At 71.8% G+C, this 19647-nt stretch carries 21 protein-coding genes; 8 read left to right on the forward strand and 13 right to left on the reverse strand.

Translation table 11 applies throughout. The annotated features are described in order from the left end of the window. Window positions 1-112: 112 nt before the first annotated feature. Genes ACLJQM_RS19215 through ACLJQM_RS19240 form a run of 6 tightly spaced genes read right to left on the reverse strand, consistent with a single transcriptional unit; the run spans window position 113 to window position 5133 of the window. A complete protein-coding gene (locus ACLJQM_RS19215; RefSeq protein ID WP_360780446.1) occupies window positions 113-853 on the reverse strand; it encodes an SDR family NAD(P)-dependent oxidoreductase in 741 nt (246 codons plus the stop codon). Next, entirely contained in the window at window positions 850-1770 is a 921-nt protein-coding gene (locus ACLJQM_RS19220) for a 3-keto-5-aminohexanoate cleavage protein (RefSeq protein WP_410632227.1), read from the reverse strand. Before ACLJQM_RS19220 ends, ACLJQM_RS19215 begins: the two co-directional genes overlap by 4 nt. Then, entirely contained in the window at window positions 1770-2609 is an 840-nt protein-coding gene (locus ACLJQM_RS19225) for an LLM class flavin-dependent oxidoreductase (protein WP_247023833.1), read from the reverse strand. The genes ACLJQM_RS19220 and ACLJQM_RS19225 overlap by 1 nt, the downstream gene beginning before the upstream one ends. Beyond that, window positions 2606-3376, reverse strand: coding sequence for an HpcH/HpaI aldolase family protein (locus tag ACLJQM_RS19230; RefSeq protein ID WP_410632228.1), 771 nt, complete (start codon window positions 3374-3376; stop codon window positions 2606-2608). Before ACLJQM_RS19230 ends, ACLJQM_RS19225 begins: the two co-directional genes overlap by 4 nt. After that, complete coding sequence (locus tag ACLJQM_RS19235) at window positions 3373-4236, reverse strand: hypothetical protein (RefSeq protein ID WP_410632229.1); 864 nt, start codon at window positions 4234-4236, stop codon at window positions 3373-3375. Before ACLJQM_RS19235 ends, ACLJQM_RS19230 begins: the two co-directional genes overlap by 4 nt. A gap of 12 nt (window positions 4237-4248) precedes the next feature. Continuing rightward, window positions 4249-5133, reverse strand: coding sequence for a DUF6282 family protein (locus tag ACLJQM_RS19240; RefSeq protein WP_410632230.1), 885 nt, complete (start codon window positions 5131-5133; stop codon window positions 4249-4251). 148 nt (window positions 5134-5281) lie between these two features. Here ACLJQM_RS19240 and ACLJQM_RS19245 point away from each other — a divergent pair, with 148 nt between their 5' ends. After that, entirely contained in the window at window positions 5282-6643 is a 1362-nt protein-coding gene (locus ACLJQM_RS19245) for an MFS transporter (protein ID WP_410632231.1), read from the forward strand. After that, window positions 6644-7651: a hypothetical protein gene (locus ACLJQM_RS19250; protein WP_410632232.1), complete on the forward strand. Its 1008-nt coding sequence runs from the start codon at window positions 6644-6646 to the stop codon at window positions 7649-7651. Here the strand turns inward: ACLJQM_RS19250 and ACLJQM_RS19255 are convergent. After that, entirely contained in the window at window positions 7618-8409 is a 792-nt protein-coding gene (locus ACLJQM_RS19255) for an IclR family transcriptional regulator (RefSeq protein WP_410632233.1), read from the reverse strand. The two genes, ACLJQM_RS19250 and ACLJQM_RS19255, sit on opposite strands and share 34 nt — an antisense overlap. Window positions 8410-8611: 202 nt before the next feature. Here ACLJQM_RS19255 and ACLJQM_RS19260 point away from each other — a divergent pair, with 202 nt between their 5' ends. From ACLJQM_RS19260 to ACLJQM_RS19270, 3 genes are read left to right on the forward strand one after another with little or no spacing between them, the layout of a single operon-like run. Continuing rightward, complete coding sequence (locus ACLJQM_RS19260) at window positions 8612-10423, forward strand: alpha-L-fucosidase (protein ID WP_410632234.1); 1812 nt, start codon at window positions 8612-8614, stop codon at window positions 10421-10423. Window positions 10424-10432: 9 nt separating this feature from the next. Further along, window positions 10433-12286 (forward strand): beta-N-acetylglucosaminidase domain-containing protein, encoded by a 1854-nt coding sequence (locus ACLJQM_RS19265; protein ID WP_410632235.1) that lies wholly within the window; start codon window positions 10433-10435, stop codon window positions 12284-12286. Window positions 12287-12291: 5 nt separating this feature from the next. After that, window positions 12292-14109: a glycoside hydrolase family 35 protein gene (locus ACLJQM_RS19270; protein WP_410632236.1), complete on the forward strand. Its 1818-nt coding sequence runs from the start codon at window positions 12292-12294 to the stop codon at window positions 14107-14109. 233 nt (window positions 14110-14342) lie between these two features. Here ACLJQM_RS19270 and ACLJQM_RS19275 read toward each other — a convergent pair whose 3' ends face one another. The 6 genes from ACLJQM_RS19275 to ACLJQM_RS19300 all read right to left on the reverse strand — a co-directional run bounded on the left by ACLJQM_RS19275 (window position 14343) and on the right by ACLJQM_RS19300 (window position 17626). Next, complete coding sequence (locus ACLJQM_RS19275) at window positions 14343-14717, reverse strand: hypothetical protein (RefSeq protein ID WP_410632237.1); 375 nt, start codon at window positions 14715-14717, stop codon at window positions 14343-14345. A gap of 88 nt (window positions 14718-14805) precedes the next feature. Beyond that, the gene (locus tag ACLJQM_RS19280; RefSeq protein WP_247023822.1) at window positions 14806-14973 is read right to left on the reverse strand and encodes a hypothetical protein; all 168 of its coding nucleotides are present in this window, start codon (window positions 14971-14973) and stop codon (window positions 14806-14808) included. 57 nt (window positions 14974-15030) lie between these two features. Next, window positions 15031-15246, reverse strand: a complete 216-nt coding sequence (locus tag ACLJQM_RS19285) for a hypothetical protein (RefSeq protein ID WP_410632238.1) — start codon at window positions 15244-15246, stop codon at window positions 15031-15033. Window positions 15247-15389: 143 nt separating this feature from the next. Beyond that, complete coding sequence (locus ACLJQM_RS19290) at window positions 15390-16430, reverse strand: hypothetical protein (RefSeq protein ID WP_410632239.1); 1041 nt, start codon at window positions 16428-16430, stop codon at window positions 15390-15392. After that, a complete protein-coding gene (locus ACLJQM_RS19295) occupies window positions 16427-16585 on the reverse strand; it encodes a hypothetical protein (protein ID WP_410632240.1) in 159 nt (52 codons plus the stop codon). Before ACLJQM_RS19295 ends, ACLJQM_RS19290 begins: the two co-directional genes overlap by 4 nt. 90 nt (window positions 16586-16675) lie before the next feature. Next, window positions 16676-17626 carry a hypothetical protein gene (locus tag ACLJQM_RS19300; RefSeq protein ID WP_410632241.1) on the reverse strand — a complete coding sequence of 317 codons (951 nt, stop codon included), beginning with the start codon at window positions 17624-17626 and terminating at the stop codon, window positions 16676-16678. A 180-nt stretch (window positions 17627-17806) separates the two neighbouring features. Here ACLJQM_RS19300 and ACLJQM_RS19305 point away from each other — a divergent pair, with 180 nt between their 5' ends. The 3 genes from ACLJQM_RS19305 (at window position 17807) to ACLJQM_RS19315 (ending at window position 19636) form a co-directional block, all read left to right on the forward strand. Then, window positions 17807-18055 carry a PLD nuclease N-terminal domain-containing protein gene (locus ACLJQM_RS19305; protein ID WP_247023818.1) on the forward strand — a complete coding sequence of 83 codons (249 nt, stop codon included), beginning with the start codon at window positions 17807-17809 and terminating at the stop codon, window positions 18053-18055. Next, a complete protein-coding gene (locus tag ACLJQM_RS19310; RefSeq protein ID WP_410632242.1) occupies window positions 18052-18957 on the forward strand; it encodes an ABC transporter ATP-binding protein in 906 nt (301 codons plus the stop codon). The genes ACLJQM_RS19305 and ACLJQM_RS19310 overlap by 4 nt, the downstream gene beginning before the upstream one ends. Window positions 18958-19123: 166 nt before the next feature. Continuing rightward, window positions 19124-19636 carry a hypothetical protein gene (locus ACLJQM_RS19315; RefSeq protein WP_410632243.1) on the forward strand — a complete coding sequence of 171 codons (513 nt, stop codon included), beginning with the start codon at window positions 19124-19126 and terminating at the stop codon, window positions 19634-19636. Window positions 19637-19647 lie beyond the last annotated feature (11 nt).

Genomic DNA, 19647 nt, shown 5'->3' on the forward strand with positions numbered 1-19647 from the left:
CATCGATGAGGGTCGTCAGGCGTGAGCCCCGCCATCGAACTCGGACGCCTGATTCGTGAAGGCCACCGTGAGGAAGCACAACTTCCCCACAGTGGCCTTCACGACGTACGGGTCAAGCCGTGAAGCCGCCGTCCACCGGGAGGACCACCCCGGTGAGGTGGCTGGCACGGTCGCTCAGCAGGAACGCCGCCGTCGAGCCGACCTCCTCGCCCGTGCCCGCCTTGCGCAACGGCGTTGCCGCGATGCGGGCCTCCACCCCGCCCGGGATCGTTCGGCGCAGCTCGGCCAGCATCGGGGTTTCCGTGGGGCCCGGGGCCAGGACGTTGACGCGGATGCCCAGTGGCCCGAAGTCGTGGGCCGCCGTGCGGGTCAGGCCGATCACCGCGTGCTTCGTCGCCTGGTACGCGCCCATGCCCGAACTACCGCGCAGGCCGCCGATGCTGCTCACGTTCACGATCGAGCCGGGGCCCGTCATCGCGCGGACCTCGGCGCGCAGGCACAGCCACGTGCCCTTCACGTTCACCGCCATGATCCGGTCGAAGTCCTCCTCCGAAACGGCGTCGAGCCGGCCGCTGCCGCCCATCGCCGCGTTGTTGAACGCGCCGTCGAGGCGGCCGAAACGGGACACCGTCGCCGCTACGAACGCGTCCACACTGGACGCCGACGTGATGTCGCCCGTCGTGTAGGCGACGTCGTAATCGGACAGTTCCGCGGCCAGCTTCGCCAAGGGTTCCTCGGTGCGGGCCACCAGCATCACCGAAGCGCCGTCCGCGGCGAAGACGCGTGCCGCGTCCGCGCCGATGCCCGAACTGGCTCCGACGACCAGGATCACTTTTCCGGTCAGCAGGCTCATGCCCGTCCTCCTCGCAGTGCCAGCATCGCCCGGGCGTCGGCCGGGGTCGCGATCGGTTTGCCGAGATCCGCCACCACCGCGCGGATCTTGCGGACCTGCTCGGCGTTGCTCGCGGCGAGCTTCCCCTTGCCGATCCACAGGCTGTCCTCCAGCCCGACCCGCACGTGCCCGCCGAGCCACGCGCTGTGCGTGCCGAACGCCAGCTGGTCGCGCCCGGCCGCGAACGCCGAAAACGCGTAGTCGTCGCCGAAGAGCTTGTCGGCGATGCGGACCATGTGCTCCAGGTTCGCGTGGTCCGCGCCGATCCCGCCGAGCACCCCGAACACGCCCTGGATCAGCAACGGCGGCTTCGCCAGCCCCAGCTCCACGAAGTACGCCAGCGAGTACAGGTGCCCGATGTCGTAGCACTCGTACTCGAACCTCGTGCCGGCCGCACCGAGCGTGCGCAGCGTGTCCTCGATCCGGTCGAAGGTGTTCACGAACGGGTGGGAATACGTGTTGAGCACGTACGGCTTTTCCCAGTCATGCTTCCACTCCGTCACCTTGTCCGCGATGCCGGAATAGACGAAGTTCATCGACCCCATGTTCATCGACGCGAGTTCCGGCTTCAGCCGCCGCGCCGCCGCGAGCCGCTCGTCCATCGTCATCGACGACGCGCCGCCGGTGGTGATGTTGACGACGGCGTCGGTCTCCGCGGTGATCCGCCCGACGATCTTCTCGAACACGTCGGGATCGGGCGTGGGCCGCCCGTCCGGCTCGCGGGCGTGCAGGTGCACGATGGCCGACCCGGCCTCGATGGCTTCCAGGGCCGCGTCGGCGACTTCGTCGGCGGACAACGGCAGGTGCGGGCTCTGCGACGGGATGTTCACCGAGCCCGTGATGGCGGTGGTGATGATGACTTTCTCGGCCGTGCGCATCAATCCTCCTGTGGTGCGAGCGCCCGGTAGGCGTCGAGCTTCGCTTCGTCGAGCGGGCCGACCAGCGACAGCGCGACCTGGGTGGCACCCGCTTCGTACTGCGCCCGCACCGCTTCGCGCACCTGGGACGGCGTGCCGTAGGCGACGAGCGCGTCGAGCAGCCGGTCGGACCCCGGCGGCGCGAGGTCGGCGTCGGTGAACCCGAGCCGGGTCAGTTTCGCGATCTGGTGGGGGAGCGTCAGGTAGTACGCGAGCCGCTCCCGGGCGACCTCCCGGGCCTCGGCCCGCGAACGGCCGACCACCGCCCACTGGACGACGGACAGGAACAGGTCCCCGATCGTTTCGCGCGCCCAGCGGGTGTGCTCCGGCGTGACGAGGAACGTGATCAGCCCGTCCGCCCGCTCGGCGGCCAGCTTCGTGATCCCCGCCGAGTACGCGCCGAGCACCCGCGGCACGCCGGGCGCCACCTCGTCGACGCCGTCGAGGTACGAGCGCAGGAACGGCAGCGGCCCGGCCCCGCGTTCGCGGACCGCCCCGCTCACCCCGAGCCCCAGCACGTACCGCCCGGGGTACCCGGCGGCGAGCTCCCGCGCCGCCGAGCCCGCCGACTTCGGGACGCGTTCGAGCGCCCGCGCCACGCCGTTGCCGACGATCAAGGACGACGTCGACGCCAGCACGAGTGCCGCCGTCGTGAACGCCTCCCGGCCGGCGACCTCGGGGAGCCACACCATCCGGTGCCCGTACTCCTCGAGCGCGCGCACGAACCGGATGACCCCGGCGTGGTCGAGGTCGTCCAGCTCGGCGATCGACAACGCCGTGCGCGGCAAGGACAACGTCATGCGGTCGCGTCCCGGAACGCGGTGACCAGCCCGCGCGCGGCCTCGGCCAGCATCGTCGTGTCGTTGCTCAGCAGCACGAAGTCGCAGCCCTCCCGCACCGCCGCGGCGGCCCTGTCCGGGACCCCGCCGAACGCCAGCCCGCACTTCTTCCCGGCGTCGTGCGCGGCCGCGACGGCCGAGGCGATCAGGTCGAGCACGTCCGGCGACGCCGGCGTCGAGCCCATCGACATCGACAGGTCCGCCGCGCCGACGAACACGGCGTCCACCGTGTCCAGCGCCAGCATCTCCGGCGCCGCCTTGATCGCCTCGACGCTCTCCAGCTGCGGGATGCAGAGGACGTCGTCGTTGCCGGTGGCCAGGTAGTCCGCGGTCGGCTTCAGCCCCCACGCCCCGGCGCGGCTGGTGCCCCCGGCGCCGCGGACGCCGTGCGGCGGGAACCGGCACGCCCGCCCGACCGCCGCCGCCTCTTCGACCGTGTCGACGTGCGGGACGAGGATGCCCATCGCCCCGGCGTCGAGGATCTTCTGGATCGTCGAGGGCGTCTTGTCCGGCACCCGCACGATCGGCGTCAGGCCGAGCGCGGCCGCGGTGTTGATCAGCCGGTACGCCGTGACGAGGTCGAGCGGGGCGTGTTCCAGGTCGACGACCACGAAGTCGAACCCGGCGAACGCCATGATCTCGGCCGGCTCGGTCGAGGCGATCTTCAGCCAGGTGCCCACGGGCGTGGCCGGGCGGGTGAACAGCCCGCCGCCGGTGCGCGCGCTCACGGCGTCGGGTAGTCGTCGGCGTTCAGCACCCAGCCCGGTTTTTCCGAGAAGTCGACCCGCGGCGGGCTGAAGATGTCGATCAGCTGGTTCACGCCGGGGTCGCTCGCCGCGGACGTGTGCACGGTCGGCGGCGGGATGACCGTCACCGACGGGCTGCCGATCCGCACGTGCTCGTCCTCGCGCCAGGTGGTGCTGTCGGGCAGCCACGGCGTGCGGATGTGGTGCACGTATTCCCCTTGCACGGCCAGGGAAAGCTGCTCGAAGTCGTCGTGGTGGTGCGGGGAGAGCTTGCGCGGGTCGCGCGGGCCCTCCTGCGGCGGCAGGAAGTTCACCATGAACGACCGGGTCCGGAAGATCCGCCCGAACCGCTTCGGGTCGTCCGGCACCTCGGACAGCGGGTAGACGCGAACGCGTTCTTCGGCGGGCGCCGGCCAGCGCTCCAGCAGCGTGACGCGCGGGTGGTCCTCGGCGTACGCGCCGGCGTTGGCGACGCGGTCCCGCCACGCCGTTTCGGTGGCCTCGACCAGCCGGACCAGCGGGCCGTCGCCGTGCACGCCGATCCGCGACGCGCCGGGCGGGACGACGACGAGACCCGGTGAGTCCACTTTGGTCGCGCCGTCCGCGGTGAGCACGGTGAACGCGGGGGAGGCGCTCGTGACGACGATCGCCAGCTCGCCGTCGAGGGTGCCGTTGTCGAGGTCGTCGCCGTCGCGGGCGTCGGTGTGGATCAGGATCACGTTCTGGGCCCGCACTACCGGCGTTTCGCGCAGGTCGAGGTACTGCGCGGCGGTGATCCTGGTGCCGTTGTCGGGCGGGGCCGCGGTGGCCAGGGCCGAGCGGGGATCGTCCTTTTCGTACACGAGCGCGTCCTTTCAGGCGTCGAGGTTCAGCAGGTACGCAGGGTTGTCGCGGACCATCCGCCGCAGGTCCTTCTCCGGCAGGCCGAGGTCGAGCAGCGCCGCGCCGACGCGCAGCCACGCGTCGACCGGCTTCGGGTTGGCCTTCTGGCCGAAGTCCGACGCGAGCACGGTGTGCTCCGGGCCGAGCGCCTCGATCCAGGTCAGCAGGTTCTTCGGGTCCCACTTCTGGGTGCCCTCGGGGTCGTACATGCCGACCTCGTGCTCGATGAACGCGCCGAGCTCGATCAGCTCGCGGCACAGGGCGGGGTCGGCGCCGATGACGAAGTCGGGGTGGCTGACGACCATCCGCTTCATGCCGCGCTCGTGCGCCTCCTGGAACAGGGTCTTGATGTACTCGGGGTACATGTGGCCGCCGTTGAGGACGGCCTGCTGCTCCTTGATCTCGTCGAGGATCTCGAGCGCCTCGGGCTTGAGGGCGCCTTCGCCGTCGACGATGTCGATGCGCTCCAGCGTCAGCGGGACGGTGGTGGTCGGGAAGGCGCCGTCCTCGGGGTGGCAGTCGATGTGCCGGCCGGAGGAGATGGTCGGGAACCAGACGACCTTGCCGCCCATCCGCAGGGTCATCCGCACGGCGTGGACGTTGAGGCCGCCGACGGTGCTGTTCAGCGCGATCCCGCCGAAGGCCTGCGCCTTGACGCCTTCGAGGCGGCCCTTCATCGCGAGGACGTCCATCTGGGTGTTGTGGTGGTGGGACTTCGCGACCATGGCGCGCATCCCGATCCGGGCGCCGTCCTGCGCGGCCTCGACGTGGTCGAAGCGCCGCGGGAACGGGCTGGGACCGGAGTGGACGTGCATGTCGACCAGACCGTCCAGGACGGCGGCGATGGCGGGACTCATCAGCGTGCCTCTCGTTCGCATTATGAAGTCAAAGTTCACTATAAGACCGTCTGTCAACCCTGTGACCGCTCTTGTGTTCACCGTTGGCGGTATTTAGAGTGACTCACGTTCGCTTCGTGAACACTAGGTTCGAAAACGGAGGACGATGATGTCCACACCGCCCAGCCCCGCGGAGACGGCCGCGCGTCCCGGTACCCCGCACGGCCCGGACCCCGCCAAGGTGCGCGCAGCGGTGCGCGGCGGGACGCTCGCCTACTTCGTCGACCAGTTCGACATCTACCTGCCGATCGTCGTGCTGGCGCCGGCGGCCGCGTACTTCCAGGCGGCGAACCTCAGCGCGAGCACGACGGCGCTGCTGGCGTCGCTGGTGTTCGCCTCGACGCTGATCGGCCGCCCGCTCGGCGCGATCATCTTCGGCCACTTCGCCGACACGGTCGGGCGCAAGCGCACGACGCTGGTCGCGGTGGGCGGGTTCGGCGTCATCACGCTGGTGACCGCGTGCCTGCCCGGGCACGAGACGATCGGGATGTGGTCGGTCGGCACCCTCATCGCGCTGCGGTTCGTCGACGGGATCTTCCTCGGCGGCGAATACACGACCGCGGTGCCGCTGGCGATGGAGTGGAGCCCGAAGCACAAACGCGGGCTCTACGCCTCGATCATCACCTCGACCTCGCCCGCCGCGTACGCGGTGATCGCCGCGATCACGCTGCTGATGCTGCAGCTGCTGCCGTCGGCCGGCCTGCACAGCGCGTACGTCCAGTGGGGCTGGCGGATCCCGTTCTTCGTCGGTGCGCTGCTGGCGGCGGTGCTGTTCCGCTACTACCAGAAGCAGGTGCACGAGCCGCCGTCCGAGCTGACCGGCGAGAAGCACAAGCTGCCGTTCGTCCGGCTGTTGCGGAAGTACCCGCGGGCGCTGGGGCAGGTGTTCGTCCTGATGACCGGCACGTGGCTCGCGACCAACATGGAAGCCGCGGTGACACCCGCGCAGCTGAAGGCGCACCTGGACCTCTCGAGCAAGGAGGTCACGCTGACGATGCTCGTCATCAACGCCGCCGCCGCGTTGTCCTACCCGCTGTTCGGGATGCTGTCGCAGCGCATCGGCCGCCGCCGGTTCTACATCGGCTACGGCTTCTCGATGGTCGTGCTCGGCGCGGGTTCGTACACGACCCTGATGGCGTCGAACGGCGGCTTCGGCGCGGCGCTCGGCTTCGGCGTGCTGATCGGCGTGTTCACCGTCGGCACCTTCGGCCCGATCGCGGCGTACCTGACCGAGCGGTTCCCGGCGAGCATCCGGTCGACCGGCTACGGCGTCGGTTATAGCCTGGCGCTCATCGCCCCGGCGTTCTACCAGTTCTACCTGCAGCGCTTCGACGGGTTCATGCCCGCGCACCTCGCCCCGGGCGTCCTCATCGTCTTGGCCGGCCTGCTGATCAGCCTCGGCGGCTTCCTCGGCCCGGAGACGAAGGACGTCGACATGGCCGACGACAGCACGATCCCGAAACTGTCCTGAATGGACGTCGCGGGCCTGGCCGCCGCCAACCCGGTGTGGGTCGGCTCTTCCGAGCTGACCATGACCCTCGAAGGGATCACCGCGTGCGTCGACGCGGGCGCCGGGGCGGTGGTGGCCAAGTCGGTGAACGAAAGCGCCGCCGCCCGGCGGCAGCTCGACATCGCCGGCTACGCCTTCGTTTCCGCGGACGGCGAGGTGCGACCGCCGGCGAAGGTCCGGCTCGGTGACGGCCTGCTCAACCGCTCCGGGCTCGCGCAGGTGGAACTGGACGACTGGCTTTCCGTGCTCGCCGCCGCGGTCGCCCACGGCGCTCAGAGGGGCTGCCCGGTGCTCGGGAGCATCACCCTGGGCGAGACGGCCGCGGCCGCGCGGATCGGGCGGGCGCTGGCTTCGGTCGTCCCGGCGGTCGAGCTGAACATCGGTGCCCCGCACGGTCGCGAGGCCCGGGCGGTGCGGCAACTGACCGAAGCGGACGGGGTCGCCGAGGCCGTCCGGATCGTGCGGGCCGCCGTCGACGTCCCGCTGTTCGTGAAGCTGCCGGGCCAGGCGTCGGACGTCGTCGCTTTGGCCGGCGCCGCTCGTTCGGCGGGCGCGGACGCGGTCGGGCTGGTCGGCCGCTACCCGGGTTTCCTGCCCGACCTCGACGGCGGTGCGGTGCTGGGCTCGTGGGGCGCGTGGAGCTCACCGGGCTGCCTGCCGATGAGCCTTTACTGGGTGGGCAAGGCTTTCCAGCGGCTCGACGTACCCCTGATCGGCACCAACGGCGCCCGTACTTCGAAGGACGTGCTGCGCTTCCTCGCCGCCGGTGCCCGCGCCGTCGAAGTCGTCACGGCGTTGTGGATCGGCGGTCCCGCCGTGCTCCGGGAGCTGGTCGACGGCGTGGCCGGGGTCGGCGAAGACTTCGTCGGCAGCGCGCTGGCCGGGACGCGGGAGTACGCCGACGTGGCGCCGCCGCCCACGCCGGCGTGGCTGCCCTACACCGCGGGCTGGATGTCGTCCGGCCGGTAGTGCCCGCCCAGCTCGTGGGTGAGGTCCCGCGCGGCGTCGACCACCACGCGCAGCTCGGGGGTGTCGTCGTTCATCGACAACGTGTTGTCCGGCCCCACGATCGCGATCGTCGCGCAGATGCCGTATTCGTCGAAGACCGGCGCGGCCACGGCCACTATCCCCGGCGTGCTCATCGCCGAGCAGTGGCCGACCGCCCGGACCCGGTCGACGTCGGCGCGCAGCTCGTCCCGCGCCGTGCCGGAAAGGGTGCCGATCAGCCGTTCCATCGACAGCTGGTCGGCGTGGTAGGCCAGGAACACCTTGCTCTGCGCGGTGTCCAGCGGCAGGTGGCTGCCGACGCGCACCGACACCACCACGATCGTCGAGACGTTCTCCTCGACCCGCGACACCACCGGCCCGGTGAGGCCCCACAGGCTCAGCACCACGCTCGTCTGCGTCGCCCGCGACAGCGCTTGCATGTGCCGCGGGGCCAGGTTGACCACCCGCCGGTGGCCGATGGCGAACGCGCCCAGCTGCAGCAGGAGCCCACCCGGCGCGTAGCCGCCTTCGTTGCTGCGCTCGAGGAGACCGGCCGCGACCAGGGACGTGCAGTAGCGGTACGCCGTGGTGCGGTTGAGGCCGAGCCGCTCGGCGACTTCGCCCGCGGTGACTTCCGGGGTCGCCGGGTCGAACAGGGACAGGATCTGGCTGACCCGGCTCACGGCCTGGATGTCCGCCTGGTCGGCGCGGGTGTCGGGGGACCGCGTCGGTTTGGTCACGGGGGCCTCCGCCGAAAGTCTGGTACCGCTGTTCGAATAGTGAACACAGGCTACCGGACCGCCGCCCGGTTGCCGTTCCACGACATTCGTTGTCACTTCGTCAGGTCTAGACATCCGATGGCTGGCCGACCTAGTCTGGCGGACGTCCACCCCGTCTCGCCGCCGCCGGGTTCGTGGCCGCGGTCCGTCACGAGGGAGCACCATGCCGCTCCGCGGTCTCGTCTTCGCCGCCGTCATCACCGTTTCGGCCGCGCTACCAGCGTTTTCTTCGGCCTCCGCGGCCGAGGGGTGCACCGGGCCGATCCGGCCCGCGGCCATCATGAGCGTGCAATCCTGCGACAGCCCGGCCCGGATCCTCGCCAAGGCCGCCGCCGTCGTGCCGCGGAAAGGTCAGCTCGCCTGGCAGCAGCGGCCGGTCACCGCGTTCACCCACTTCGGGATGAACACCTTCACCGACCGCGAATGGGGTTCCGGCGCGGAGCGGGAGTCCACCTTCGCGCCGACGGCCGTCGACACCGCGCAGTGGATGCGCTCGCTCAAGGCCGCCGGCGTCACGCAGGTGATGCTCACGGCGAAGCACCACGACGGTTTCGTGCTCTACCCGACGCGCTACACGAACCACTCCGTCGTCGCGAGCCCGTGGTGGCTGACGCCCGGCTGCGCCGACCCGGCCCGGGACACGGCCGAAGCGAACCGTGCCCAGGACCCGTCCGCGTACTGGCAGACGCGGAACACGGCCTGCGCCAACCCGCGTGGTGACGTCCTGCGCGACTACGTCGATTCGGCCCGTGCGGCCGGTCTCGAGGTGGGCGTCTACCTGTCGCCCGCCGATGGAGCCGAACTGCCGAAGCGGTTCTTCGCCGACGAGGTGACGCGGATCGAAGCGAAGGTCGCCGCCGGGCAGCCGTTGAGCATCGAGGAGCAGGCGACCTACGAGGACCGGGCGAGCGCGCCGCAGGGCCAGAGCCGGTACGGGACGGGCAGCGCGGTCACCCGCCGGACCATCCCGGCGCTCGTCCCGCACGACGACCGCGCCGCCGCGCTCGCCGCCGGGAAGCTGCCGCGGTTCACCGTCGACGAGGACGACTACAACGCCTACTACCTCAACCAGATCTACGAGCTGTTCACCCAGTACGGCCCCATCGACGAACTGTGGCTGGACGGCGCGAACCCGTGGCGCGACCACGGCGTCAGCGAGACCTACGACTTCACGACGTGGTTCCGGCTGGTCCACGCGCTGTCCCCGGACACCGTCACCTTCGCCGGGCCCGCGGGGGTGCGCTGGGTCGGCAACGAGGCCGGGCAGGCGCGCGAAACCGAGTGGAGCCCGCTGCCCACCACCGGCGACCCGGCGACCGCGCACAACGAAGAGCTGTTCCTCGGCGGCGCGACCGCCGAAGACCTCGGCTCGCGGCAGAAGCTGGCCGACCCGTCGGTGCGGTACCTGCAGTGGGCGCCCGCCGAATCCGACGTCTCCCTCCGGCCGGGCTGGTTCTTCCACTCCGGTGAACAGGCGAAGACCGCCGCACAGCTGGTCGAGCTCTACCGCCGGACCGTCGGGCGGAACTCGTCGCTGCTGCTCAACGTCCCGCCCGGCCCGGACGGCCGGATCGCGCCCGCCGACACCGCCGCGCTGGCCGGCTTCGGGCAGGCGATCGCCCGGACGCAGGCCCGCAACCTCGCCGCGGGCGGCCCGGCAGCGGTCACGGACTCGGCGCTGACGACAGCGGAACGGCTGGACCGCCCGCTCGACGTCCGGCTGCCCCGGCCGGTCACGTTCGACCAGATCCGCCTCGGCGAGGACATCACGCGCGGCCAGCACGTGGAAGGCGCGCAGGTGCAGGCCGAGGTCGACGGCGCCTGGCGGACCCTCGCCACCGTGTCGACCATCGGCTTCACCCGGCTGATCACCCTGCCCGCGCCGGTGACCGCCGCGCACCTGCGCGTCGTCGTCACGCAGTCCCGCGCCACGCCGTACCTGGCCACCTTCGCGTTGTACCGCACCGCCGCCTGAAAGGGAGCCATGATCCGCCACCGAGCCCTGTTCGCCGCCGTCGTCACGGTGGCCGCCACCCTCACCGCGGCGGGACCCGCCGCCGCCGGGGGTGCGCTTCCGGTCGTTTCCCCGGCCCCGCAGCAGATCGAGCGGACCGCCGCGGACGTGCCGCTGCCGTCGTCGGTCGCGCTCGTCACCGACGCCACCACCGACCCGGCAGCGAAAGACCTGCTGACCTCGCTGCTGCGCGACCACGGCGTCAAGACCGGAAGCCGCGGCCTGGTCGTCCGGCTCGGCAGCACCGGTCGCGACGTTCCCGGGCAGGCCGAGGGGTACGCGCTCAGCGTGTCCCGCACCGGGATCACGATCGGCGGCCGTGACGGCGCCGGGCAGTACTACGGCGTGCAGACGCTGCGGCAGCTGTTCGTCCGGAGCGGACACGGCTGGGCGATCGCCGGCGCGGCCGTGCGCGATTGGCCGGACATGGCGCTGCGCGGGTCGATCGAGGGCTTCTACGGTCCGCCGTGGACGACCGCGGACCGGCTGCGCCGGCTCGCCTTCCTCGGCGAGGTCAAGGCGAACACCTACATCTACAGTGCCAAGGACGACACCTACCTGCGCGCGCGGTGGCGCGACCCGTACCCGGCCGACGAGCTGGCCACGCTCGGGCAGCTGGTGCGCTCGGCCGGCGCCCACCACGTCGAATTCACCTACGCGCTCTCGCCCGGCGTCTCGATCTGCTTCTCCTCGGCGGCCGACGTCGCCGCGGTCGAAGCGAAGTTCCAGGCGGTCTACGACCTCGGCGTGCGCTCGTTTTCGCTGCCGTTCGACGACATCTCGTACACGAAGTGGAACTGCGCCGCCGACCAGACGGCGTTCGGAGCGCCCGGCCAGGCCGCCGCGGGCGCGGCGCAGGTCTCGCTGCTCAACGCGATCACCGAGGAGTTCGGCCAGACCCACCAGGGCGTCCGGCCGCTGCAGACCGTGCCGACCGAGTACAGCGACCTGAAGGATTCGCCGTACAAGACCGAACTGCGCGAGCACCTCGATCCTTCGGTCGTCGTGCAGTGGACCGGGACCGACGTCGTGCCGCCGAGCGTCACCACGGCCGAAGCCGCGCAGGTGTCCACTGTGTACGGTCGCAAGGTGTTCCTCTGGGACAATTACCCGGTCAACGACTACGAGCAGTCGGCCGGACGGCTGCTGCTCGCGCCCTACGCGCAACGGGAAGCCGGGCTCTCGGCCTACCTCAACGGGATCGTCGCCAACCCGATGAACCAGGAGGCCGCCAGCGAGGTCGCCGAATTCGGTGCCGCGGACTTCGCGTGGAACGACGCCGGCTACTCGCCGCAACGGTCGTGGCCGCAGGCACTGGCCCGGCTCGCCGGGGGTGACCCGCGGGCCACGGCGGCGTTGACCGTGTTCGCCGACCTCGAACACCTGGCCCCGACGTTCGGCCCGACGCCGTGGCAGCCGCAGGCGCCGGTTCTGGCCGCGAAGGCCGCGGACTTCTGGCGGCACTGGAACGCGGGGGACCACCGGGCCCTGGCCGAACTCCGGGCGTACGCGGTCCGCGTCCGCGACGCCGCCGGGGTGATCCGCGGCGGCCGGGTGCGGAGCGCGTTCGTCGCCGAGGCCGGACCGTGGCTGGACGCGACCGCGCTGTGGGGCGGCGCGCTGGTCACCCGGCTCGACGCGCTGGCCGCCGCCACCCGCGGCGACCAGGCGGCGGCCGACCGGCTGACGGCGGCCGCCGACGACCTCGTCACACGAGCCACGGCGGTCAAGACCGGCGACACCAACCGGTGGGGCGTGCGGCAGGCCCTCGTCGGCGACGGTGTCCTCGATGCTCTTCTGGTCAAGCTGCGGGGGCAGGCGTGAACGCGGTGAGCAGGCGGAGCTTCCTCGGCGGCGCGGCGGCGATCACGGCAGGCGCGGTGCTGGCCGGTCCGGCGGCCGCGGCGGGACGGCGCGGCCTGAGCGTGTCCGGCGAAGAGTTCCTGCTGGACGGGAAGCCGTTCCAGATCGTGTCGGGGGCGATCCACTACTTCCGGATCCACCCGGACCAGTGGCGCGACCGGCTCCTGCGGCTGAAGGCGCTGGGGCTCAACACCGTCGAGACGTACGTGCCGTGGAACTTCCACCAGCCGAAGCCGGGTCGCGCCGACTTCGGCGGGTGGCGCGACCTGCCCGCGTTCCTCCGGCTCGCGCGGGAGCTCGGGTTCCCGGTGATCGTGCGGCCGAGCCCGTATATCTGCGCGGAGTGGGAGTTCGGCGGGCTCCCGGCGTGGCTGCTGGCCGACCGGGACCTGGAGCTGCGCTGCGCGGATCCGGCGTACCTCGAGGCCGTCGACGCCTGGTACGACCAGCTGATCCCGCGGCTCGCGCCCCTGGAAGCCCAGCACGGCGGCCCGATCGTCGCCGTCCAGATCGAGAACGAGTACGGCAGCTACGGCAACGACACGAGCTACCTCGCCCACCTGCGCGACGGCTTGCGGAGCCGGGGGATGACGAGCCTGCTGTTCGCCGCGGACGGCGCGTCGGACTTCTTCCTGCGCTTCGGTTCCCTGCCGGGCACCTTCGAGGCCGGCACCGGCGACGGCGATCCCGTGTCCGGCCTGGCCGCGCTCAAGGCGTTCCAGCCGGGTAAGCCGGCACTGATGGCGGAGTACTGGGACGGCTGGTTCGACCACTGGGGCGAGCAGCACAACACGCGCGACGCCGCGCGGATGGCGTCCTCTGTGGACGCCCTGCTGGCCACCGGCGCGTCGGTGAACCTCTACATGGCCTGCGGCGGCACGAACTTCGGGTTCACCGCCGGGGCCAACACCTCGGGCACCACCTACCAGCCGACCGTGACCAGCTACGACTACGACTCACCGGTCGGCGAAGCGGGCGACCTCGGCGCCAAGTTCACCGCGCTGCGGCCCGTGCTGACGAAGTACACCGGCGTCGTCGCGTCGGCGCCCGGACCGTCCGCCCGGCTGGCGGCGCGGACCCTGACGGCGTCGGGCGCGGTGCCGCTGCTGGACTCCCTGGACGCGCTGGCGAAACCGGTGCGGTTCGCGCAGCCGGTGCCGATGGAACGCCTCGGGCAGGCGACCGGCCTGATCCACTACCGCACCACGGTCCAGGGCCCGCATTCCGGCCCGCTGAGCATCCACGGCCTGGCCGACCGGGCACTGGTCTTCGCCGACGGCTCGCCGCTGGGCGTGCTGGACCGCAACCGGCCGGCGGGCACGCTGGACCTGAAGCTGACGAAGCCGTCGACCAGGCTGGACATCCTGGTCGACGCGATGGGCCGGGTGAACTACGGCCCCTACCTCGCCGACCGGAAGGGCATCGACGGCTGGGTCGCGATGAGCACCCAGCAGAAGCTGTTCGGCTGGGAGATCCGCCCGCTCCCGCTCGACGACCTGTCGGGCTTGCGCTTCGGCTCCGGCAGCGCCGCGGGTCCGGCGTTCCACCGCTTCACGACCGACATCACGGCCCCCGAAGACGGCTTCGTCGCCCTGCCCGGCTGGGAGAAGGGCGTGGTGTGGCTCAACGGCTTCAACCTCGGCCGCTATTGGAAGATCGGGCCGCAGCGGACCTTGTACGCACCGAAGCCGTTGTGGCGGAAGGGTACGAACTCGATCGTCGTCCTCGAGCTGCACGAGCCCGGAACGACGATCGAGCTCCGCCCGGCGCCGGACCTGGGCTAGGTTCGCGCGTCGCTGCTTGTCCGACGGCCGGGTCGAACACTGGTCAGGCCGGGTTGGCCTGCCCCGGTGCCATCCGGAGGTTGTCCGGGACAAACGCCGCCTTCGCCTGCTGCTGGGCCTTCGTCAGCGGCCGGCGGGCTTCGGCTTCATAGGGAGTGAGCACGATCTGCTCACAGGCTCCAGCGCAGATACCGCAATTGCGGGTGGTGCGGATGTCTTTTTGCCGGCCGGGGTCAGGCCTCGGGTGTGGAGACGTTCCCGGATCCGCAGCCGGCGGGCGGCGGTGATGTCGGCAGTGCGGCCTGGCCGCACCGGGCGGCGAGCAGGGCGATGACTTTCAGGACCCAGCGCCGCATCGTGGAGGCCGACACACCCGTCCCGCCGCCGAGGTCGGCCAGGCGCGGGTCGTGACGCAGCACGGCCACCACGACCAGCGCCTGTCCGGCGGGGGTGGCTTTGCGCCAGCGTGAGCGCAGCCGACCTCGGTGAAGGCGGATCAACTCGGCGACCATGGTCAGGGTCTGTCGCGGCAAGGCCACCCCGGTCCGGTCGGCACTTCTTGCCAGGTCACCGAAACACCGCGTGTTCACCACCGCGACCAGCCACAACCACGATGAAACAACCCCAATGTGGCGTTCGGTGCGTTCAACGCACCCAACGCCACATTGGGGTGCCTTACCGGACGTGGACGCGACGCTAGGCGGCCAGGCCCACGTGCAGGAACGCGAGCACCGTTCCGGGGCCGACCAGCAGGCAGATGGCGAGCCCGCCGAGTAGGGGCTCGTCGGCCCGGTACATCTTCCACAGCAGGCCGGCGGCGGCCGCGGCGGTGGCGGCGAGCAGGGTCAACACGACAACGGACATGGGGTTTCCTTCGCGCAGCAGTGAGCACGACGCCGAACGGGGCGTCGTGTGAGGGGTTCAGCTCGCGAAGGACGGCGGGGCGCGGGTGGTGCGCGAGGTCGGGAGCGCGGTCGCCCGGAGTGCCTCGCCGGGGAGTTCGGCGCGCCACCACTTCGGGGCGGGCGCGACGCCGGCCGGGGCCGGGGCGATCGCCGACGGGACCGGGGTGGTGGCCGGCCCGCGCGGGACGGCCGGGCGGACCGAGATCAGGTCGTGCGAAGGCGCGGTGGCCACCGCCGGGCCGTGCGGGGCCGGTGCCCACGGCTGGACCGCCGGGGCGCCGCCGAGGAACAACAGGACGGCAAGCAGCGACCCGAGGCGGCGGTACCGCCTCGGGTCGCTGTGCTGTCCGAATCGTCCGATGTGGTCAGGCTACCTCAGCCACCGCCGTAGGTGGCCTGGGTGACCGCGAAGACGTTGCGGTTGCCCGCGCCCTCCTGCAGCGACCACAGCAGGTCCGCGGCGGTGTCGTCCTCCCAGTAGGAGATGCTCTCGCCGCTGCCCACCCACGCGAACGTCGAGGAGCTCGCGCCCGGCTTCCAGTAGTAGAGCTGCTTCTGGCCGGAGGAGTTGAACCACCAGCGGCCGTTGTGCGACGCGACGCCGTTGAGCTTGTACCAGGGCAGCTGCAGCGCCTGGCTCGCCGTCGTCGTGGCGGCGAACACGCCGGAGGAGGCGAACGGGTAGCGGATCGCCCGCGGCGCCCGGTTCGGGTAGTCCGTGCAGCCCGACGGGCAGGTGTACTCGGTCATCACGATCGACTTGCTGACCCGGTCGAGCGAGATCGACGACCACGCGAGGTTCGTGCCCGACGTCGTCTTCGACGTGATCGACCCCACCTGCGGCAGGACGTAGGCGTAGTTGTGCGCGTAGTACGTGCTGCCGCTCTGGTGCCCGATCTGGTCGGCGGTCCCGCCGGTGTTCGTCTTGAGGATCTTGCGCATGTCGAACACGCGCATGCCCTTCCCGGTGTCGGCGACGTAGAGGTAGTCGCCGTACCAGGAGACGCCGCCCGCGTGGATCGGGATGTCCTTGAAGTCCGGCGCCGCCGCGGTCCCGGTCGGCTCGACCAGCAGGACCTTGCGGTAGGCGTTCGGGTAGGTGGCGTCCCAGTCGACCAGCGTGATGCGGCTGCGCTGCTGGGCGCCGTCGCAGCCGTCCTTGGTGTACCAGCTGACCAGCACGAGCTGGTGGCCGTCGTAGTTGCCGCTGTTGGCCGTGCCGACCGCGTCCCGGCTGGTGGTGATGCCCTGCGGGTAGTTCGCGCAGTCGGAGTTGTCGCCGCTGTCGAAGCGGAAACCGCCGGACAGACCGGACACGGAGAACGACGACGGCAGGGCGGTGCGGTCGTGGTTCGCGTTCTCCATCACGGTGTGCACGGCCGCCGTGCCCAGCGTCGAGACCAGCGCGTTGTTCACGGTGTCGAACTGGTTGTAGTTCGCCGCGAGGTGTACTGGCTCGCGGTGAGGGTGGTCGGTCCCGCGGCGGCGAGCGCGGCGGGGGGAGCGGCGAGCAGGCCCGCGAGCACGCCGGCGGCGAGCGCGGCCCTGGTCCATCGATGGCGCAGTTTCATCTGACCCCCAAGAGTCCGATCGGTGCCCGGCTCATCGTCGTGCCGGACAGGTGGAAGAGCAACAGCCTTCGCCGGATGGGCGGTATCCGTTCACCAGCTCGACGGGACGTAGGCCCAGCCGAGGTAGTCGGAGCGCTGCGCGTAGGTGCTCGTCTGGTAGACCGACGGGCCGGTGCTGATCGCGACCCCGCCGCCGAGCGCGAGCATGATGTGCCCGTTGCTGGTGGTGCTGGTGAAGAAGACCGCCGCGCCGGCCGGGGCGACCGAGCCGGTGTGGATCCGGCCGTTGCTCTTCTGCCACTGGTAGTGCGTCGTGGCGCTGGCGAACCGGCCGCTCGTGCCGAAGGCGCGTTCGACAAACAGCTCGCACTGGTTGTTCCAGTCGGTGTGGCCCAGCCGCGCCTTGGCGAACGCGATCGCGCTGTCGGCTCGCGGGTCCGCGGCGGACGTCGAGCCGCCCGGCTTGAGGCCGTCGGTGTCGCAGCGCGGGACGCCGCCGACGAAGCCGTCGGTGCCGGTCTTGACGTAGGCGTCGGGCACCCACAGGTTGTCGGCGGTGAAGTCCCAGATCTCGTCCGACGCGGTGGCCTGGCAGACCACGGGCACCGCAGCGCCGGTGAGGTACTTGTCGGCGACGCTGCCCGTCGCGCCGGCCGCGTCACCCTTGTGCGCGCGGCCGTCGAGGTCGGCCTTGGCCGGGAAGGCGTGCGGGGTCGTGCACCGGGGCGCGACCATCGACGTCGAGCCGGTCTTGACGTAGGCGTCGGGCACCCACAGGCCGTCGGTGGTCAGGTCCCAGACGCTGCTGCCGCCGTAGGCCGGGCCGGTGTCCTGGCAGGCCAGGGTGACCGAGGTGCCCGCCGGGTACATGTTCGCGATGCGCTGCGCACCGACGGCGACGCCGGGGTCCTTGACGGTCCGGCCGTCCACTGTGGTCGAAACCGGGTAGGCCGACGCGGCCTGCGCGGCGGGGGCGGCCAGCCCGGTGAGTGCGGTGGCCAGGCCGATGGTGGCGACCGCGGCCTTGAGTGAAGTTCTCACGAGTCCTCCAGAACGCTTTGTGCGGCCGATGGTCGGGGGTGGCCGTACAAGAGCCGTACAAGCGCCCGGTCCGGAGTAGTACTTTCTGATGACCCCGGGTCCTCCGGACTCCCGATGTGCGCGCCTCGGGGAAGAGCGATCATGGACGTGTCGCCTTTCCCGTCGTCACAAGGAGAACCGATGCACCCGGCCGACTTGGTCCAAGGCCACGAACAAACCTGGTCGTGGCTCCTGCTCGGCCTGACCGGCGCCGTCGTGCTGGCCTTCGTCGTGCTGTTCCTGTCCGCGCTCGTCAGCATCCTCGGCTCGCGGCTGACCGGCGGCATGAAGCTCGTCTGGGTGATCTTCGCCTTCTGCGCGCCGTTCCTGGGCAGCCTGCTGTGGTTCGCGGTCGGCCGGCGCGACGCCTACCTGCCGGCCCGCCGATGATCGTCGCGGAGGGGCTGACCAAGACCTACCGCGGCGGCACCGGCGTCTCCGGGCTTTCGTTCACCGTGCGGCCCGGCGTCGTCACCGGCTTCCTCGGCCCCAACGGCGCCGGCAAGTCGACGACCATCCGCCTGATGCTCGGCCTGACCCGCGGCGCGGGCCGGACCACGTTCGGTGGGCGGGCTTACGCGGACGTCCCCGGTCCACTGCGGACGGTCGGCGTGCTCACCGACGCCGCCGCGGTGCACCCGGCGCGGACGGCCGCCGCGCACCTGCGGATGGTCGCCGCGGGCGGCGGCCTGCCCGCCCGGCGGGTCCGGGAGGTGCTGGCGGCCGTCGGGCTGGAGTCGGCCGCGAACCGGCCCGCCGGCCGCTTCAGCCTCGGCATGAAGCAGCGGCTCGGCCTGGCCACGGCGCTGCTCGGCGACCCGGAGTACCTGATCCTGGACGAGCCGGCCACCGGGCTGGACCCGGAGGGAGTGCGGTGGATCCGGGATCTGCTGCGCGGGTTGGCGGGGGAGGGCCGCACGATCCTCGCGTCTTCGCACCTGCTCGCCGAGGTGTCCCTGCTCGCGGAGGACCTGATCGTGATCGGCGCGGGGCGGCTCGTCTCGGCCGGGCCGCTGGAGGAGTTCGTGCGGGCACACGCGCGGGCCGATGTCGTGGTGCGCGCCTCGCAGCCCAGCGCGCTGCTGGTGGCGCTGGCCCGCGACGGCCTGCGCGTGAGGCAGGAGACGGCGGGCGAACTGGTCGTGGAGACGGCGGACACCGGCCGGGTGGCCGCGGTCGCCGCGCGTGCCGGGGTGGCCGTGCACGAGCTGTTCGTGCGGCGCAGCGGCCTGGAGGACGCCTTCCTGGCCGCGACCGCGGCGGCCGTGCGGTACCGGGGGGTGGGGTCGTGAAGCACGCCCTCGCCTACGAATGGTTCCGCGTCCGGTCCCTGCGCTCCACGTGGCTGCTGCTCGCCGGCGCCGGGGCCGTTCAGTTCGCCTCCGGGCTCTACTGGGGGCTCGAACGCGACCTCGGCAGCTGGACGCGTTCACCTCCGCGTTCGGCCTCACCGACCGCGTGGGCGCCTTGCTTGTCGCCGCCGTGGGGGTGGCCGCGTTCGGGCTCGACCACCAGCACGGGACCCTCGCCACCACCAAGCTCGTGCTGCGCTCGCCGGCCCGGATCGTCGGGGCGCGGGCGCTCGTGACCGCCGGGCTCGGGTTGGGCGGCGGGGTGCTGATGGCGGTGCTGACCGCCGCCGGGGTGCTCACCGGTGGGGGTGCCCTGCCTGCCGGCGCGGGGGCGGCAGGCAGGGCGGTCGCGGGCGTGCTGCTGCTGACCGTCCTTTCCGGACTCGCCGGGGTCGCGCTCGGCGGGCTGCTGCGGCACACCGGGCCGGCGATCGGGGTCTTCGCGGTGTGGGTGTTCGTCGCGGAGACGGCGCTGGCCGCGCTCGGCGGCGTGCCCATGACCGCCTTGCCGTTCAGCGGCACCGCGTTGTCCGCTTCCTCGGGCACCGGGGTGTTCGCGGGGCTGGTGGCCGCGGGGCTCGCGGTCGTGACCTTCACCCTGCCTCGCCGTGACGGCTGACCGCGTGCGCC

The organism is Amycolatopsis sp. cmx-4-83 (assembly GCF_046548815.1).
In the GTDB taxonomy this organism is placed as follows: Bacteria; Actinomycetota; Actinomycetes; order Mycobacteriales; family Pseudonocardiaceae; genus Amycolatopsis; species Amycolatopsis pretoriensis_A.

Coding starts and splice junctions, on each gene's coding strand:
- ACLJQM_RS19215 (WP_360780446.1), bottom strand. CDS start 853: ATGAGCCTGCTGACCGGAAAAGTGATCCTGGTCGTCGGAGCCAGTTCG.
- ACLJQM_RS19220 (WP_410632227.1), bottom strand. CDS start 1,770: ATGCGCACGGCCGAGAAAGTCATCATCACCACCGCCATCACGGGCTCG.
- ACLJQM_RS19225 (WP_247023833.1), bottom strand. CDS start 2,609: ATGACGTTGTCCTTGCCGCGCACGGCGTTGTCGATCGCCGAGCTGGAC.
- ACLJQM_RS19240 (WP_410632230.1), bottom strand. CDS start 5,133: ATGAGTCCCGCCATCGCCGCCGTCCTGGACGGTCTGGTCGACATGCAC.
- ACLJQM_RS19245 (WP_410632231.1), top strand. CDS start 5,282: ATGTCCACACCGCCCAGCCCCGCGGAGACGGCCGCGCGTCCCGGTACC.
- ACLJQM_RS19250 (WP_410632232.1), top strand. CDS start 6,644: ATGGACGTCGCGGGCCTGGCCGCCGCCAACCCGGTGTGGGTCGGCTCT.
- ACLJQM_RS19260 (WP_410632234.1), top strand. CDS start 8,612: ATGCCGCTCCGCGGTCTCGTCTTCGCCGCCGTCATCACCGTTTCGGCC.
- ACLJQM_RS19265 (WP_410632235.1), top strand. CDS start 10,433: ATGATCCGCCACCGAGCCCTGTTCGCCGCCGTCGTCACGGTGGCCGCC.
- ACLJQM_RS19280 (WP_247023822.1), bottom strand. CDS start 14,973: ATGTCCGTTGTCGTGTTGACCCTGCTCGCCGCCACCGCCGCGGCCGCC.
- ACLJQM_RS19295 (WP_410632240.1), bottom strand. CDS start 16,585: ATGAAACTGCGCCATCGATGGACCAGGGCCGCGCTCGCCGCCGGCGTG.
- ACLJQM_RS19305 (WP_247023818.1), top strand. CDS start 17,807: ATGCACCCGGCCGACTTGGTCCAAGGCCACGAACAAACCTGGTCGTGG.
- ACLJQM_RS19310 (WP_410632242.1), top strand. CDS start 18,052: ATGATCGTCGCGGAGGGGCTGACCAAGACCTACCGCGGCGGCACCGGC.